The organism is Haloechinothrix salitolerans (assembly GCF_042662605.1).
Lineage (GTDB): Bacteria > Actinomycetota > Actinomycetes > Mycobacteriales > Pseudonocardiaceae > Haloechinothrix_A > Haloechinothrix_A salitolerans.
Genome location: NZ_JBHSXX010000001.1, coordinates 5,102,714 through 5,117,986, shown reverse-complemented (window position 1 = coordinate 5,117,986; position 15,273 = coordinate 5,102,714). Strand labels below are relative to the sequence as shown.

The 15,273-nt window shown below is 67.5% G+C and carries 13 protein-coding genes and 1 riboswitch; of the genes, 7 read left to right on the top strand and 6 right to left on the bottom strand.

Features of this window, described 5'->3' with window-relative positions:
• The first annotated feature begins 530 nt into the window (after positions 1 to 530).
• Positions 531 to 3,305, top strand: a complete 2,775-nt coding sequence (locus ACFQGD_RS24315; protein WP_345389630.1) for a penicillin acylase family protein — start codon at positions 531 to 533, stop codon at positions 3,303 to 3,305.
• A gap of 22 nt (positions 3,306 to 3,327) precedes the next feature.
• On the opposite strand, the gene ACFQGD_RS24310 is transcribed toward ACFQGD_RS24315, so the two are convergent.
• The 4 genes from ACFQGD_RS24310 to ACFQGD_RS24295 all read right to left on the bottom strand — a co-directional run bounded on the left by ACFQGD_RS24310 (position 3,328) and on the right by ACFQGD_RS24295 (position 7,574).
• Positions 3,328 to 4,104 carry an ABC transporter ATP-binding protein gene (locus ACFQGD_RS24310; protein WP_345389627.1) on the bottom strand — a complete coding sequence of 259 codons (777 nt, stop codon included), beginning with the start codon at positions 4,102 to 4,104 and terminating at the stop codon, positions 3,328 to 3,330.
• Positions 4,101 to 5,201 carry a FecCD family ABC transporter permease gene (locus ACFQGD_RS24305; protein ID WP_345389624.1) on the bottom strand — a complete coding sequence of 367 codons (1,101 nt, stop codon included), beginning with the start codon at positions 5,199 to 5,201 and terminating at the stop codon, positions 4,101 to 4,103. Before ACFQGD_RS24305 ends, ACFQGD_RS24310 begins: the two co-directional genes overlap by 4 nt.
• Positions 5,198 to 6,388: an ABC transporter substrate-binding protein gene (locus ACFQGD_RS24300; protein WP_345389621.1), complete on the bottom strand. Its 1,191-nt coding sequence runs from the start codon at positions 6,386 to 6,388 to the stop codon at positions 5,198 to 5,200. Before ACFQGD_RS24300 ends, ACFQGD_RS24305 begins: the two co-directional genes overlap by 4 nt.
• 44 nt (positions 6,389 to 6,432) lie before the next feature.
• A riboswitch (cobalamin riboswitch) is annotated at positions 6,433 to 6,608 on the bottom strand.
• A 255-nt stretch (positions 6,609 to 6,863) separates the two neighbouring features.
• On the bottom strand, positions 6,864 to 7,574 hold the full coding sequence (locus ACFQGD_RS24295) for an MBL fold metallo-hydrolase (RefSeq protein WP_345389618.1): 711 nt from the start codon (positions 7,572 to 7,574) through the stop codon (positions 6,864 to 6,866).
• 167 nt (positions 7,575 to 7,741) lie between these two features.
• On the opposite strand from ACFQGD_RS24295, the gene ACFQGD_RS24290 reads away from it, so the two are divergent.
• The 3 genes from ACFQGD_RS24290 (at position 7,742) to ACFQGD_RS24280 (ending at position 10,952) form a co-directional block, all read left to right on the top strand.
• Positions 7,742 to 9,376, top strand: coding sequence for an alkaline phosphatase D family protein (locus ACFQGD_RS24290; protein ID WP_345389615.1), 1,635 nt, complete (start codon positions 7,742 to 7,744; stop codon positions 9,374 to 9,376).
• A gap of 167 nt (positions 9,377 to 9,543) precedes the next feature.
• On the top strand, positions 9,544 to 10,659 hold the full coding sequence (locus ACFQGD_RS24285; RefSeq protein ID WP_345389612.1) for a WD40/YVTN/BNR-like repeat-containing protein: 1,116 nt from the start codon (positions 9,544 to 9,546) through the stop codon (positions 10,657 to 10,659).
• Positions 10,656 to 10,952, top strand: a complete 297-nt coding sequence (locus ACFQGD_RS24280) for a MoaD/ThiS family protein (protein WP_345389609.1) — start codon at positions 10,656 to 10,658, stop codon at positions 10,950 to 10,952. The genes ACFQGD_RS24285 and ACFQGD_RS24280 overlap by 4 nt, the downstream gene beginning before the upstream one ends.
• A 38-nt stretch (positions 10,953 to 10,990) precedes the next feature.
• Here the strand turns inward: ACFQGD_RS24280 and ACFQGD_RS24275 are convergent, their stop codons facing one another.
• Complete coding sequence (locus tag ACFQGD_RS24275; RefSeq protein WP_345389606.1) at positions 10,991 to 11,656, bottom strand: TetR/AcrR family transcriptional regulator; 666 nt, start codon at positions 11,654 to 11,656, stop codon at positions 10,991 to 10,993.
• A 76-nt stretch (positions 11,657 to 11,732) separates the two neighbouring features.
• On the opposite strand from ACFQGD_RS24275, the gene ACFQGD_RS24270 reads away from it, so the two are divergent.
• Both ACFQGD_RS24270 and ACFQGD_RS24265 read left to right on the top strand, forming a co-directional pair.
• Positions 11,733 to 12,578 carry a 3-hydroxybutyryl-CoA dehydrogenase gene (locus tag ACFQGD_RS24270; RefSeq protein ID WP_345389603.1) on the top strand — a complete coding sequence of 282 codons (846 nt, stop codon included), beginning with the start codon at positions 11,733 to 11,735 and terminating at the stop codon, positions 12,576 to 12,578.
• Positions 12,579 to 12,588: 10 nt separating this feature from the next.
• Positions 12,589 to 13,749, top strand: a complete 1,161-nt coding sequence (locus ACFQGD_RS24265; RefSeq protein WP_345389601.1) for an acyl-CoA dehydrogenase family protein — start codon at positions 12,589 to 12,591, stop codon at positions 13,747 to 13,749.
• 47 nt (positions 13,750 to 13,796) lie between these two features.
• Here the strand turns inward: ACFQGD_RS24265 and ACFQGD_RS24260 are convergent, their stop codons facing one another.
• Positions 13,797 to 14,615 carry a thioesterase family protein gene (locus tag ACFQGD_RS24260; protein WP_345389598.1) on the bottom strand — a complete coding sequence of 273 codons (819 nt, stop codon included), beginning with the start codon at positions 14,613 to 14,615 and terminating at the stop codon, positions 13,797 to 13,799.
• Between the two features lie 47 nt (positions 14,616 to 14,662).
• Here ACFQGD_RS24260 and ACFQGD_RS24255 point away from each other — a divergent pair, with 47 nt between their 5' ends.
• Positions 14,663 to 15,235: a TetR/AcrR family transcriptional regulator gene (locus ACFQGD_RS24255; protein WP_345389595.1), complete on the top strand. Its 573-nt coding sequence runs from the start codon at positions 14,663 to 14,665 to the stop codon at positions 15,233 to 15,235.
• The last annotated feature ends 38 nt before the right edge of the window (positions 15,236 to 15,273 follow it).

Here is a 15,273-nt window from a genome sequence, read left to right as displayed (position 1 = left end):
ATCCTGGCGGCCCGGACTAAAAAGGGCTCGCTGGGCTGTTTAATTGGTTCGGAAACGCTTCTGAATGGTGGGTGTGTCCGTGATGCCTCCGCCGAGGTCGTGTCGTCGTGCCGTGCCCTTCCGTCGTGGCGACCGTGTTCAACGAACATCAGTTGTTCTCGTAATGCGCCCTGGCTGAGTTCACCCGGACATCCCATGGGTGCTGACGGTCGGTGAACGGGTTCTCGTTTTCTCGGATCGCATGACGCGGTGATCTTCGGTGTGATTCAACGGAACGTGAACCGACGAAAGTAGGTAGTCGTGGGATTCGAAATGCTGCTATGGATGCCGCGCTTTACGGGAGTTGATCAACCTTGCTCCTCGGGTGACGAACAATATCCGACAAAGCGGACATAATTCCGTTCTTCAGGGAGCAAGGTTGATCAACAACTCGACGTGGACGTCTCGGCGCACATGGTCGTCGCCATCGCGACCGTTACTCACGACACAACACCTCGTTAGAAACGTGAAAGTTCCTCAAAGGAGGTGTCGTGCGCTCATCTAGACTCGTGGCCGTCTTCGCGGTTTCACTCATCACGATCAGCGGAGCTGTCGCTGGCTCCGTCACTAGTGCCGCCGCTCAGATCTCACCTGACGTCGATCCCGTCGACGACTACGGCACGGTGCTCAACATCCTGCCGCCCGGTCAGGCGGGCACGACGACGCCAGCGACGCTGGCCGAGGTCGTCGCCAACGACCCGGAAGGCAGGCAGGCGGATGCCACGACACCGCGCAACTTCGCCAACCAGCTTGAGCCGTACGACGCGCTGAACACGCTCACGCCCGAGCAGATCACGAACGCCGACCTCACCGAGTTCTACAAGCCGGAAACGTTCAGTACACCACCGGAGAGCGAGTGGTCTCGCCCGCGACAGACGTTTCCCGAGCGGCACGATCTCAGCATCACCTGGGATGGCGAGGGCGTCCCGCACATCAAAGGCAACACCGACGAGGACGTCGCGTGGGGCGCTGGGTACGCGGGCACGCTGGACCGGATGTTCCTGATGGACGTCCTCCGGCACACGGGCGCGGCACGGTCGGCGGAGTTCCTCGGCGCGACCGAGGGCAACATCGCGATGGACCAGCAGCAGCTCCGGCTCGCGCCTTATACGCCGGAGGAGGCGCGTGACCAGATGGCCGCCGCCGTCGGGCGCTATGGGCAGGAGGGGCAGCGGCTGCTCGACATCGCCGACGCCTTCGTCGAGGGCATCAACGCCGCGCAGCGCGAGATGTGCCCCGGCCTGCTGCCGGCCGGCCCGAGATGTCCCGTCGAGTACGCCGCATTGCAGAAGAAGCCGAGGGAGTGGACCCGCGCGGACGTCGTCTACGTCGCCTCGCTGGTCGGCGGCATTTTCGGCAAAGGCGGCGGCGCCGAGTTCGGCAATGCCCAGTGGTTCCAGAGGCTGCGCGCGAAGTACGGCGACGCCGAAGCCCGCGAGATCTATGACGACCTGCGTAACAAGGAGAACCCGGAAACCCCGGTCACCATCGAGAAGCGGTTCCCATACGGCGGTAGTCCCGAGCTGGACCCATCGTTGCCTGGCGTGGCGCTGCCTGATCTGAACCCGACCGCGACCGCACCCGGCTCCGGCGCACTTATCGGCGGTCAGTCTGCCGCGTTGGACGACCTCACCACCGGCGATCCCGCCAGTTTGCCCGGGGTGCTGGACACCCCGTGGGGTCCGCTCGACCTGAACCAGGCGGGCAACGCGATGAGCAACGCTGCGCTGGTCTCCGCCGACCGCACCGAGTCCGGGCACCCCGCGGCGGTGTTTGGGCCACAGACCGGCTACTTCGCGCCGCAACTGTGGACCGAGCAGGTGCTTGACGGTCCCGGCATCAAGGCGCGCGGCGTCGCGTTCGCGGGCACGCACCTGTTCGTCCAGATCGGACGCGGCGTGGACTACGCCTGGTCAGCGACTAGTTCCAGTTTGGATAATGTCGACACCGTCGTGGAACGACTATGCGAAATGGACGGATCGAAGCCGACGGTGGAGTCCGAGGCGTATCTGCGGGACGGCCGGTGCGTGCCGATGGACAAGCGGATCCACGAAGAAACCGCGCTGCCCAACGCCTCCGCACTGGAACCGCCGCAGCATTTGAAGTTCCTCGTGCTGCGCACCCACCACGGCATCGTGCAAACCCGCACCACCGTGGATGGTGATCCGGTCGCCGTCGTCTCGCAGCGGTCCACCTACAACCACGAGGTGGACTCGGCGCTCGGCTTCATGCGCGTCAACGACCCGAACTACGTCACCGACGCCGAGTCGTTCCAGCGCGCTATGCACGGCATTGACTACACCTTCAACTGGTTCTACGCCGACGACTCCGACATCGCGCACTACGGTTCCGGCCTGCTGCCGAAGCGCGCCGACAGCGTGGAGTTCGACCTGCCGCGCTGGGGCGACAGCCAGTACGACTGGCGGGGCTTTCTGGCGTTCGAGGACCACGCTCGCGCGATCAACCCGCCCTCAGGTGCGCTGATCAACTGGAACAACAAGCAGGCGCGCGGCCGTGCCGCCGCCGATGACCAGTGGGGTAGGGGCAGCGTGCACCGCAGCCTGTCGCTGTCCGACCGCATCGAGCCGATGGTGCGGGACCGTCGCGTCACGCTGGAGGTGCTGACCGCCGCGGTGCAGGACGCCGCGACCGTCGATGTCCGGGCGTTCTACACGCTGCCGCACCTGCTGCGGGCGCTCGGTGACGACCCGGCCACCGCCGAGGCGGCCGACCTGCTGCGGGCGTGGCTCGCGGACGGCGCGCACCGGGTGGACCGTGACCGTGACGGCGCGTACTCCCACCAGGCGGCGATCGCGCTGTTCGATGAGTGGTGGCAGTCCGGCAGCGACGGCGTCGCCAAGGACGTCCTGCGCGGCGGACTCGGTGATCTGGTCGACGAGCTGCCGAAGTCGCTGGACAACCACCCGCGCCACGGGCAGGGCTCGACCTGGACCAGCCCCTGGTACAGCTACGTCAGCACGGATCTGCGGCAGGCATTCGGCGAGCCGGCGAGGTTCAGGCACCACCGCACCTACTGTGGCGACGGTTCGGCCGAGCAGTGCCGCGCGGACCTGCGCGAGTCGTTCACCGCCGCGATCGAACGGGTGCGGGAGCAGCAGGGCGGCGTGCCCGTCGATCAGCTCACCTACGACAAGACGATCGACAGCATCCGCTCGACGACGGCGGGTGTCGTTGGCGTCCGCGACATCGACTACCAGAACCGGCCGACGTTCCAGCAGGTCGTGCGGTTCAGCGGCGGCCGGTGACGGGCGGGCTGCCCGCGTGGCCTCACGCGGGCAGCCGTTCCCGCGGCTCGAACGTCCCGCTCACCGGGTCGAACCGCAGCTGCTCGGTGTCGAACACGGCGCTCACGGTGCCGTCCGACACCAACTGCTGCGGCGTCCCGGTGTGCAGGGTGCCGTGCGCGTCGATCAGCCACGCGGTGTCCGCGAGCCGCAGCGCCAGCTCGACCTCGTGCGTGGAGACTACGATCGCCAGGTCGCGTTCGGTGGCGAGGCGGCGCAGCAGTCCCATCAACGCCACCCGTGACGGCGCGTCGAGGAACGCGCTTGGCTCGTCCAGCAACAGCAGGTCCGGCTCCTGCGCGAGCGCCCGAGCGGTGAGCAGCCGCTGCCGCTCGCCGTCCGAGACTTCCGACAGGTCACGATCCGCGAGGTGAGTCGCGTCGACGACGTCGAGTGCCCACGCCACGACATCCCGGTCGCGCTGGCCGAGCGCACCCGTGAACCCGGTGTGCGGGTGCCTGCCGAACGACACCAGCTCGCGGCCGGTGAGCAGGCCAGGGGAGACACGCTCGGTCAGCACCACCGCGATCCGACGTGCTCGTTCCGTTGTGGACAGTCGCGTGAGGTCGGCGCCGTCGAGCGACATCCCGCCCGACAGTGGCGGTTGCAGGCCCGCGAGGGCGCGGATCATTGTCGACTTACCGACTCCATTGGGTCCGAGTAGGATTGTCAGCTCGCCGCGGCCGGCCACGGCGGACAGTCCGGTGAGGACGGTATGTCGTCGATAGCCGACGCTCAGTGCGTCCAGCCGCAGCGTCATGTGCCGACCCCCTGAAGCGCGCGGCTGCGCAACAGGATGGCGATGACGACCGGCGCACCGAGTAGCGCCGTGATCACGTTGATGGGGATGACCGTGTCTGGCAGTTGCGACACTACCGAGCACAACAACGCCGTCATCGCGCCCGCCAGGAGCGTCGCGGGCAGCAGCACGCGGTGGTCGGAGGTCCCAGCTAGACGTCGTGCGGCGTGGGGCACCGCGATGCCGAGGAAGCCGATCGGTCCGCAGAACGCTGTGACCGCCCCTGCCAGCAGCGACGCACTGAGCAGTGTGGTCGTCCGTGCCCTGCCGACGTTGAGCCCGAGCGTGCGGGCGTAATTCTCACCGAGCAGCAGGGCGTTCAACTGCTTCGCGGACGAGGTGGCCACCGCGATGCCCGCGACCGTCACGCCGCCGAACAACGCCAGATCGGACCACGTCGTGCCGGAGAAACTGCCCAGTCCCCAGGCGAGGAACTGCTGCGCCTGCTGAGGTTCCGTCCAGGTCAGCAGCAGGCTGACGATGGCGGTCGTCGCGGATCCGACCATCACGCCGATCACCAGCAGCGTGACAGGGGAGCGGACGAACCGGGCGAGCAGCAGGATGCCGGACAACACCAGCCCGGCACCGGCCGCCGCCGCGACGACGACACCCGCCCTGCCGCCAGCAGCGACGTCGGCGGCGAATCCCGACGCGCCGGTGCCCGCGCCGACCACCGCCAGCGAGACGCCGAGACTGGCGCCCGAACTCACTCCCAGCGAGTACGGATCGGCCAGCGGGTTGCGGAACAGCGTCTGCATCTGCAGGCCCGCCATGCCCAGCGCCGCTCCGGCGAGTGCGGCCGTGAGCGCGCGGGGCAACCGGATTGTCTCGATCACCACCTGCCAGCGCGGGTCGGCGGGGGTTGCGCCGAGCAACACCCGCACGGTTTCGTGAAGGGGCACCGGCACCGAGCCGACCGTGATGGCCAGGGTCAGTGCGGTGCCGGTGCCTGCGAACAGCCCGCCGAGCGCGATCACCCTGCGAAACATCGCGCTCGGCGGGACTGCCCGCGCTACCGCCGTCGCGGTGGCCGTCGCGGAGGTCGACGCGGCGGTCACCGCCCCACCTGGCGGTAGAACTGGAAGTCGTGACCGGGTAGCCGGTCCGGGTGGACGATCGCGGCCAGGTCAGCGAGCACCAGGTCTGGCCGGGTCACGCCGCGTTCCCAGTAGCCGTTGCCGCCGTTCGGTCCGACGTCTTCGGCGATAGTCCACACCTGTCCGGACTTCATGGCGGCCAGCTCGGCGTAGCGCGGGTCCTCGCTGGTGACGTCGTCCTTGGTGCGCCACTCTGTGCTGGCCAGCCACAGCGGGATGTCGCTGGCCTTGGCGGCGACTTCTTCGGCGGACAGCGACAGGCTGCCGGTGTCGTCGGTGTCCGCCCACGGGTGCGTCGCGCCCGCGTCCGCGAGCAGCCTGCTCTGGTACGACGCGCCGCCAGGCACCGACCACGTGCCCCGCCACATGTTGCCGGTCAGCACCTCGACGGTCGCCGCGTCCGCCACCATGTCCTTGACGTCGTGATAGCCGGACTCGATCCGCTCGAACATCTTCTCCGCCGCGGCTTCCTCGCCGGTTAGCGCGGCCATCACCTTCAGCCACTCCGCCCTGCCCAACGGTGAGGCCTCCAGCCACTCGGCGTTCGCCACCACCGTGACGTCGGCCTTGCGGAGCGCGGCGTACTCCGGCTTGTTGGTGCCGCCGCTCATCACGACGTCCGGCGCGTCGGCGACCACTTGCTCGACGTCGAGGGTGGTATCACTGCCGTACTCGACGACGTCGCCCACGTCGATCGCTTTCCGTACGTCGGCGTTGACCACGCGGGACGCGTTCGCCACCCCGCTGAGGACGTCGAGCCGATCCAACTGGGCCAGCAGCGGCAGGTGTGTCGTGGACTCGGCGTACAGGCTGTCGATCGGCGTCGTCACCACGGTCGCGTCCGCGAGGTCGCCGGTGAGCGATGGGGTCGGCGCGCCGCAGTGCACCAGCGCGTACGTCACAGGGCTACCGCCGGGAAACGGCTCGTCGATCGTGAGCACTTGGTACGACTTCTCGTAGCGCAGCGAGAAATTCTCCGCGTGTTCGACCGATGTCTTGGTTGGGTAGTAGTCGACGTCCGCGTCGAAATCCGCGATGCAGCCCTCGGGTGTGTCGTCTGCCAGGGGTGCGGGGGTGCTACAGGCCGCGAGGCCGAGCGAGCCAATGAGAACGGACAGGGCAAGGCGCGTGCGCCCGCGAACGGTCATGACCAGCGGTCACCTCTCTCGGGGATATCCCGCCCCGGTTGTGCGAGGAGGCGATGACGTGAGTGTCCTGACTCCCGGATCTACGCTGCTCCCGGCCTTCCCACCCTCGCGGGTCGTGGCCTTGCTGGGATTCGCTCCCCGGTCACAGTGGCGGGTCCGTGCCGGATTCGCACCGGCTTCCTCGGTCGCCATCGCCGTGTCTGTCGGAATCGATCTTTCCGGACGATTCGCCGCGACGGCAAGGTGAGTGCGCTCACGCACCATTCGGGTGATGGGCGAGTCGCAACCGGATGCGCATCATGTCCGACGCGATCTCGTTGAGCAGTAAGCCGAATTGCTCACAACGTGGTGAGGGAGGAGACCGCGGGCACCGTTACCGGCCGCGGGTCGCTGCGGAACCAGCCGTGCCGCCCAGTTCAAGGCTGACGGAGGTATCCGCAACGCCGCACGGACCGGCGCGGGGACGAAAGACCAGTTAGGCTCCGAACATCTGCTGCCACTCCTGCAGCGACCGGGGTCGGAACACGACGTTGTTCTCCCTGACAGTGGACAGCGGCGCGGACGGGTCCTTCGAGTACTGGTGACCCGGGTACACCACGGGATCGTTCGGTAGCCCGGCAAGCTGGTGCAGGCTGTGATACATCGCCTCGGCGTCGCCGCCGGGGAAGTCGGTGCGGCCGCAGCCATCAAGGAACAGCGTGTCGCCCGCGACGAGCCGGTTGCCGACGAGGAAACACTGACTGCCCGGTGTGTGACCTGGTGTGTGCAGCGTACGGATCGTGATGGCGCCGACCTCGATCCTGGAATCGTGGTCGTGCGCGGTGAGGTCGGTGGCCGAGACACCGGTGACGCGCTGCACCCAGTCGAGCTCTTCGCGGTTGACGTGCACCGGGACCTGCTCCCTGGCGAGCAACTCGGCGAGCCCTGGCAGTTCGAAACCCATCATGCTGCCGCCGACGTGGTCGGGGTGATGGTGGGTGCCGAGCACGCCGACCAGCCGCATGTCGTCCGCGGCGAGCGTGTCGAGCAGTTCGCCGACAGCGTAGGCGGGATCGACGATGACGGCTTCCCGTGTCTCGCGGTCGCCGATCAGGTACGCGAAGTTCAGCATCTGGGTGGCGACGGGGTCACCCACAGCGAAGTCACGGCCGGACAGCAACTGGCGGAAATAGAGTCGGTCGGACATAGAGCGGGAGCCTATCCGTTCCCCGTGTGGTGGCGGCGAGGGCCGGGGGTCGCGCGAGAGGGCCGCTCGGTGAGCTTGCGGCGGTGGTGTGCGATCGAGCAGGCTAGCCGAGGACTGACGGACTCGTGACCGCCGAGCGGATGTCGAATCACTGAAGCGGACGCCTGATGACCGAACCACGACTGATGCTGGGGCCGGTGCTGCGGCACGTCGACGAGACGTCAGCGACGGTATGGGTGGAGACCGACCGGGCATGCGTCGTCGAAATCCTGGGCAGCACGTCGCGGACGTTCCAGGTCGGTGGGCATCATTACGGCCTCGTTGTCATCACAGGGCTCACACCGGGCGAGTCGCGGTCGTACACGGTCAGCCTCGACGGCCACATGGTGTGGCCACTGTCGGACTCGCCGTTCCCGGCCAGCCGTATCCGCACGTACGCGGTTGACCAGGGCGCACGACTACGGATGGTGTTCGGGTCCTGCCGATTCGCGTCACCACTGACCTCCAGGCGGCGGCGACGCGTCGGTGGTGACGCGCTCAACGCGTACGCCGAGCGTATGGCCGAACAACCGGACTCGGAGTGGCCGGACGTGCTGCTGCTTCTCGGTGACCAGGTCTACGCCGACGAGACATCGCCCCATATCCGGCGCTGGATCAAGCGACGCCGCGACACCAGAAAGCCGCCGGGGATCGGTGTCGCGGACTTCGAGGAGTGCACCCAGCTGTACCTCGAGACCTGGTCCGACCCGGAGATCCGGTGGCTGATGTCCACGGTGTCGACGTCGATGATCTTTGATGACCACGACGTCATCGACGACTGGAACACGTCGGCGGCGTGGCGGCGCGCGATGGCGCGGCGGCCCTGGTGGCGTGAGCGGATCCGCGGTTCGCTGATGGCGTACTGGCTGTACCAGCACCTTGGCAACCTCACGCCCGGGGAACTGGCCGGGCACGAGCTGCTGGCCGAGGTTCGTCGCGTGGGCGAGACCGGCGATGCCTACGACGTCCTTGGCGACTTCGCTGACAAGGCCGACGCCGAGGTCGACGGCGTGAAGTACACGCGCTGGAGCTACCGCCGCGACGTCGGTTCGGTGCGGCTGGTCGTCATCGACACCCGGTGCGGCCGCATCCTCGGGACGGAACGGCTGATGGTCTCCGACGCCGAGTTCGACTGGATCGAAGACGCGACTCGTGGCGACTACGAGCACCTGCTGATCGGGTCCTCGCTGCCGTGGCTGCTGCCGCACGCCGTGCACGAGGTGGAGTCGTTGAACGAGCGCGCGTGCGATCGCGGCGGCATCCGAGGCTGGCTGGCAGAGCGGGTGCGGCAGGCGATCGACCTGGAGCACTGGGCTGCTTTCCGCTCGTCGTTCGACCGACTGACCAACCTGCTGTACGCGATCGGCAGCGGTGAACGCACGCCCGAGCCACCTGCCACGGTCAGTGTGCTCTCCGGCGACGTGCACCACAGCTACATCGCTGAGGCGCACTTCGATGAGCGCGAGTGGCCGAAGGTGTGGCAGGTGACGTGCTCCCCGGTGCACAACACCATCCCGTGGGTCGCCGAACTCGCGTTTCGCGTCACCTGGTCGTCCGCGGTGACGCGGCTGGTGAGCTGGTGGGCACGCCGAGGCGGCGTCGGGCCGCGTCCGCTGTGGTGGTGGAAGCTGTCGGGACCGGACTTCCGCAACCGGGTCGCCGTGCTGGACATCGCCGACCACGACTACACGGTCACGTTCGAGTCCGACGCTCAGGCCGGTGAACCGCTGATCGTGCCGCTGGCTCGTGTGCCTGCGCCGTAGGACCAGTCCCGTAACGCCGCCATTCACCCGGTCGAACGCCGGACAGGCGTAGGCTCGCGAAATTGTCGGTCCCCGCTGCGAGACTGCGTTGTACAGCGAAAATTCCCGCCCGGCCGTGGTCATTATCGGTGGTCAGTGCGACCGGCACCTACGGAATGGAGTTACCCATGAGTGGGGTACGTGTTCTCGTCGGCACGCGCAAGGGGGCGTTCGTGCTGACGTCTGATGGTAAGCGTAAGGACTGGGATGTCAGCGGGCCGCACTTCGGTGGCTGGGAGGTCTACCACGTGGCCGGGTCACCAGCGGAGCCCGACCGCCTCTACGCGTCGCAGTCGACGGCGTGGTTCGGGCAGCTCATCCAGCGCTCGGACGATGGCGGCAAGACATGGGAGCCGGTTGGCAAGGACTTCACCTATGAGGGTGACGCTGGCACCCACCAGTACTACGACGGTTCGGAGGTTCCCTGGAAGTTCACCCGCGTCTGGCACCTTGAGCCGTCACTGACTGACCCGGACACCGTCTACGCGGGCATCGAGGACGCCGGGCTGTTCCGCACCGTCGACGGCGGCCAGACATGGCAGGAGCTGCCCGGGCTACGCGCTCACGGGTCAGGGCCACAGTGGCAGCCGGGCGCCGGCGGGCTGTGCCTGCACACGATCATCCAGCATCCGACCAACACGGACCGGCTAACCATCGCCATCTCGGCGGCTGGCGCGTTTCGCACCGATGACGGCGGGCGGACGTGGCAGGCGATCAACCGCGGTTTGAAATCCGACGGCATACCCGACCAAGACGCTGAAGTCGGGCACTGCGTGCACCGCATCGCGATGCACCCCTCGCGGCCGGACGTGCTGTTCATGCAGAAACACTGGGACGTCATGCGCAGCGACGACGCGGGCGACAACTGGTACGAGATCAGTGGCGACTTACCGACCGACTTCGGCTTTCCCATCGCCGTGCACGCCCACGAGCCGGACATCGTCTACGTCGTTCCGATCACCAGCGATTCGCTGCACTACCCGCCAGAGGGCAGGCTGCGCGTCTATCGGAGCCGGACTGGCGGGAACGAGTGGGAGCCGTTGACCAACGGCCTGCCGCAGCGAGACTGCTATGTGAACGTGCTGCGCGATGCGATGGCGGTCGACACGCTCGACGAGTGCGGCGTGTACTTCGGCACCACGGGCGGCCAGGTCTATGCCTCGCCCGACGCCGGTGACACCTGGGCGCCGATTGTGTCCAACCTTCCCTCGGTGCTCTCGGTCGAGGTGCAGACGCTGCCATGATCCGCGTCAAGCTGCCGACGCATCTGCGCAGACTGGCCCGCGTGGACGGCGAGGTGGAGCTGGACATCGATGGTGAGGTGTCGATGTCCTCGGTGCTGGACGCACTAGAGAGTCAGTACCCGGTGTTACGTGGCACCATCCGTGACCAGCACACCGGCGAACGCCGGGCGTTCGTACGGTACTTCGCCTGCGAGCGCGACCTGTCGCGCGAGCCGCCCGACACACCACTGCCGAAGCAGGTCATGGTGGGGGAGGAGCCTTTGCTGATCGTCGGCGCCATGGCAGGCGGCTGAGGGTGCGATGGTCACGGCGGAGCCGCGACCTCGGCGCTTCAGGCCGGGTCCCCGAGGATGCCGCGCAGCGCCGGGAGCACGGCGTCGAGGTCCTGTGAGGTGCGGAAGACCACGATCGAGCCGGGGCCGGTTGTGGACCCGGGCTCGGCGAACAGATCGACAGTGCTGGCCATCGCCGCGTCGAACTCAGCCTCCGGTGCGTCGGTCTGGCCACGCAGCCAGCGCCGCAGCACGTAGTTGTGCGCGGTGACGACGGCGGCGGCCATGAGCTCAGCCCGGAGCGCGGTGTCTTCCTCACCACCCATCCAGTCGTGGATGAACTCGCGGAACACCCGCTGGTACTGGAGGGTGCTGGCGATCTCGCGATCTCGTAGCGCGGGAAACGTCCTGGTCAGCCGATAGCGGCTGAGTGCGAGTTCGCCCTCGCCGATGTAGTGCAGCAGTACCAGCCGGGCGGCCTCGCACACGGCGACCAGCGCGGTCTGCTGTGTCGAGCCCGCCAGCCGGGATCGGATCGCGGTCAGCACGGCGTCGTGGTCGGGGAAGATCACGTCTTCCTTCGACCGGAACGTGCGGAAGAACGTCGCCCTGCTGACGCCGGCCCGTTCGGTGATGTCGTCGACCGTGGTCCGCTCGTATCCGCGCTCCTCGAACAGCGTGAACGCGGCTTCGATGAGTCGGTCCTTGACGGTTCGCTCGGGCATGTGCTGATCCTCGCATTTGATACTTGGTCTCACCTATACGATACTGAGTATCAGACAACCGAGGAGAGGACGTCTTATGCAGCGCATCGGAGTTGTCGGCTGCGGGCTGATGGGCGCGGGGATCGCCGAAGTGTCCGCCCGCGCCGGATCGGACGTAGTCGTGGCCGAGTCCAGTCCCGAAGCGGCCGAGGCAGGCAGGAGCCGGCTGGCCAAGTCGCTGTCCCGCGCCGAGAGCAAGGGCAAGATCGACAGCGCCGACGAGGTGCTCGGCCGGATCCGGGTGGTGACCGACCTCGACGAGCTCGCCGACCGCGAACTGGTCGTGGAGGCCATCGTCGAGAACGAGGCCGCCAAGGTGGAGCTGTTCGAGCGACTGGACAAGATCGTGCGCTCGCCGGATGCCGTGCTCGCGTCCAACACGTCATCGATCCCGATCATGAAGCTCGGAGTGGCCACCACCCGGCCGGCGCAGGTGATCGGCGTGCACTTCTTCAACCCGGTGCCGGTCCTGTCCCTGGTCGAACTGGTGCCGAGCCTGCTGACGTCGTCCGAGACCACCGAGCGCGCCCGCTCGTTCGTCCAAGACACCCTGGGCAAGCACGCCATCGACTGCCAGGATCGCGCGGGCTTCGTCGTCAACGCGCTGCTCGTGCCGTTCATCCTGTCGGCGATCCGCATGCTCGAGTCTGGTTTCGCGACCGCCGAGGACATCGACGAGGGTCTGGTCCGGGGTGCCGCTCATCCGCAGGGGCCGCTCGCGCTCGCCGACCTGATCGGCCTCGACACGACCAAGGCCGTCGCCGAGTCGCTGTACGAGGAGTTCAAGGAGCCGCTGTACGCCCCGCCGCCGCTGCTCGCCCGGATGGTCGACGCCGGCTTGCTCGGCCGCAAGACCGGACGCGGTTTCTACACCTACTCCTGAGAGGACAGCCATGGACAACACCAACTTCGACCTGTTTCGCTTGTCCGAGGATCACGAGATCATCCGGGAAGCGGTCCGCGCCGTCGCGCGAGACAAGATCGCCCCGTACGCCGCCGACGTGGACGAGCAGGGCAGATACCCGCGGGAAGCGAACGACGCGCTGGTCGCATCTGACTTCCACGCACCGCACGTCCCCGAGGAGTACGGTGGCGCGGGTGCTGACGCCCTGGCGACCTGCATCGTGATCGAAGAGGTCGCGCGGGTGTGTGCGTCGTCCTCACTCGTCCCCGCGGTCAACAAGCTCGGCAGCATGCCGCTGCTGCTCGCCGCGTCCGATGAGGTCAAGGCGAAGTACCTCCCGCCACTGGCCAAGGGCGAGGGAGGCTTCTCGTACGGGCTGTCCGAGCGTGAGGCGGGCTCCGACACCGCGTCGATGAAGTGTCGTGCCGTCGCCGACGGCGATGACTGGATCCTCAACGGGCACAAGGCGTGGATCACCAACGCCGGCGTGTCCGAGTACTACACCGTGCTCGCGGTCACCGACCCCGACGGCAAGCGTGGTTCCAACGTGAGCGCGTTCGTCGTGGAGAAGTCCGATCCCGGGTTCAGCTTCGGCGCACCCGAGCGCAAGCTTGGCATCAAGGGCTCGCCGACGCGGGAGCTGCACTTCGACAACGTTCGTATCCCCGGCGACCGGATGGTCGGCAAGCCAGGGGAAGGGCTCAAGATCGCGCTGCGCACGCTGGACCACACCCGCATCACCATCGGCGCGCAGGCCGTCGGTATCGCGCAGGGCGCGTTGGACGAGGCCGTCGCCTACGTCAAAGAGCGTGAGCAGTTCGGTAAGACTATTGGCGAGTTCCAGGGCGTGCAGTTCATGCTCGCTGACATGGCGATGGCGGTCGAGACCGCGCGGCAAATGGTCTACGTCGCCGCCGCGAAGTCCGAGCGCGGTGACGACGACGTCACGTTCTATGGCGCCGCGGCCAAATGCCACGCCTCCGACGTCGCGATGAAGGTGACCACGGACGCCGTGCAGCTGCTCGGCGGGGCGGGCTACACCCGGGACTTCCCGGCCGAGCGGATGATGCGCGACGCCAAGATCACCCAGATCTACGAGGGCACCAACCAGGTCCAGCGCTTGGTGATGGCTCGGCAACTGCTGCGCTGACCGAGTGTCTGGCTCGTGGGCTACCCCACGAGCCAGACACCGGTCGGTTATCCAAGGCGGATGGCCGCGAGTTGGGTGGCTTGGGCGACCAGTCGGCCGGTGCTGTCCCACACGAAGCAGGCCTCGTCGACCTTTTGGGCGTCGATGAGTCGCGCCTTCTGCCGGACGCGGACTGGTCCAGGCGCGGGTAGCGCGCGAATGTAGGCGGTGAGCTCCAGGGTCGGTACCCAGCCGGTCAGCTCGATGTCCAGCGTCGCGGGTGGGAAAGAGTCGACCGCGTAGAGCAGGGAGAGCGGGTCGAAGTTCTCGCCACCGGGGAGCTCCAGCCAGCCGTTGAGCTCACCGACACCCCTCGGTTTGCCCACGCTGAAGGCAGCGTCCTCCCGGTCGATCCGCAAATCGACCTGGTCCATGATTGCTATGACCGCGCCGGTGGGGCTGGTGCCCGGGATCCGGACGGCGCTGTCCCGGTCACGCATCTCGGACGCTGGCAGTCCCTCGGTCCAGTACGGCTTCGTGTCTGGTTCGAGCGTGCCGATCGTGGTGAGCGCCTCGATGCACGGTTTTCCGTTCTGTATCAGACGAGCCCGAACCTGACTCGCGGAGCGCCCCGTACGCAGCACCTCGGTCTCGATCGATGCGGCACCGGGGTCGGGTGCGTGCAGGTAGTGGGCGCTCGCGGCGAGAACGTTGTCATGCGGGCTGTCCTCGGTAGCCGCACGAGCGAGGGCGGCCAGCAGGTAGCCGCCGTTCGGCTTGCCACCGATGGTCCATTCAGGGCTGATCGACATCTCGAACCGGCCGGGGTCGGTCCGTGCGACTCGGCTGACAGCGGAGAAGGTCTCAGGCACGTCGTTGTGGCTCACACACCGATTAGAGCATATGCTCGCACGGTCGTACTAGTATTGTGAGTATGACCGCAGATCGACGCCGCACCTCGACTCGCGCGACGCTGGTGAAAGCCGCGCTCACCCTGTTTCGGCGGCATGGGATCAGCGGGACAGGAGTGGAGCAGGTATGCCGTCACGCGGGCGTGTCCAAAGGTGTCTTCGCGCACCATTTCCCCGGCGGCAAGCGAGCATTGGTCGCGGCCTGCCTCGAGCGCAACGGCGAGGAGTTCACCTGGCTGCTCGACGAGGCTGTCGCACACTCGGGTAGCACGACAGCCGATGTCGTGCGGGCGCTTTTCGGTCGGTATGCCGACCTCATGCGCGAGCATGGCACGGACGTCGGCTGCCCGATGGCCGCGGCGGCCGTCGAGGGCCGGGACGGAATCGCGGGACCAGGGTCGCCCACCGCGGCCGCCGTGGCTCACTGGCGCACGGAGGTCGCCAGCAGGTATACGACTCTGGCCGGGAACGACGAACTCCTGCTCACCGCCCTGGAGGGCGCTTTGGTGCTGGCCAGAGCGACAGGGGATCCCGGGGTGCTGGACCGGGTGGGTGATCAGCTCGCCAGTTTGTTTGCCGACTGCGCGGGACCCTGACCCGACGTTCGTCGGTATGAGCCCACTGACTCACGCGG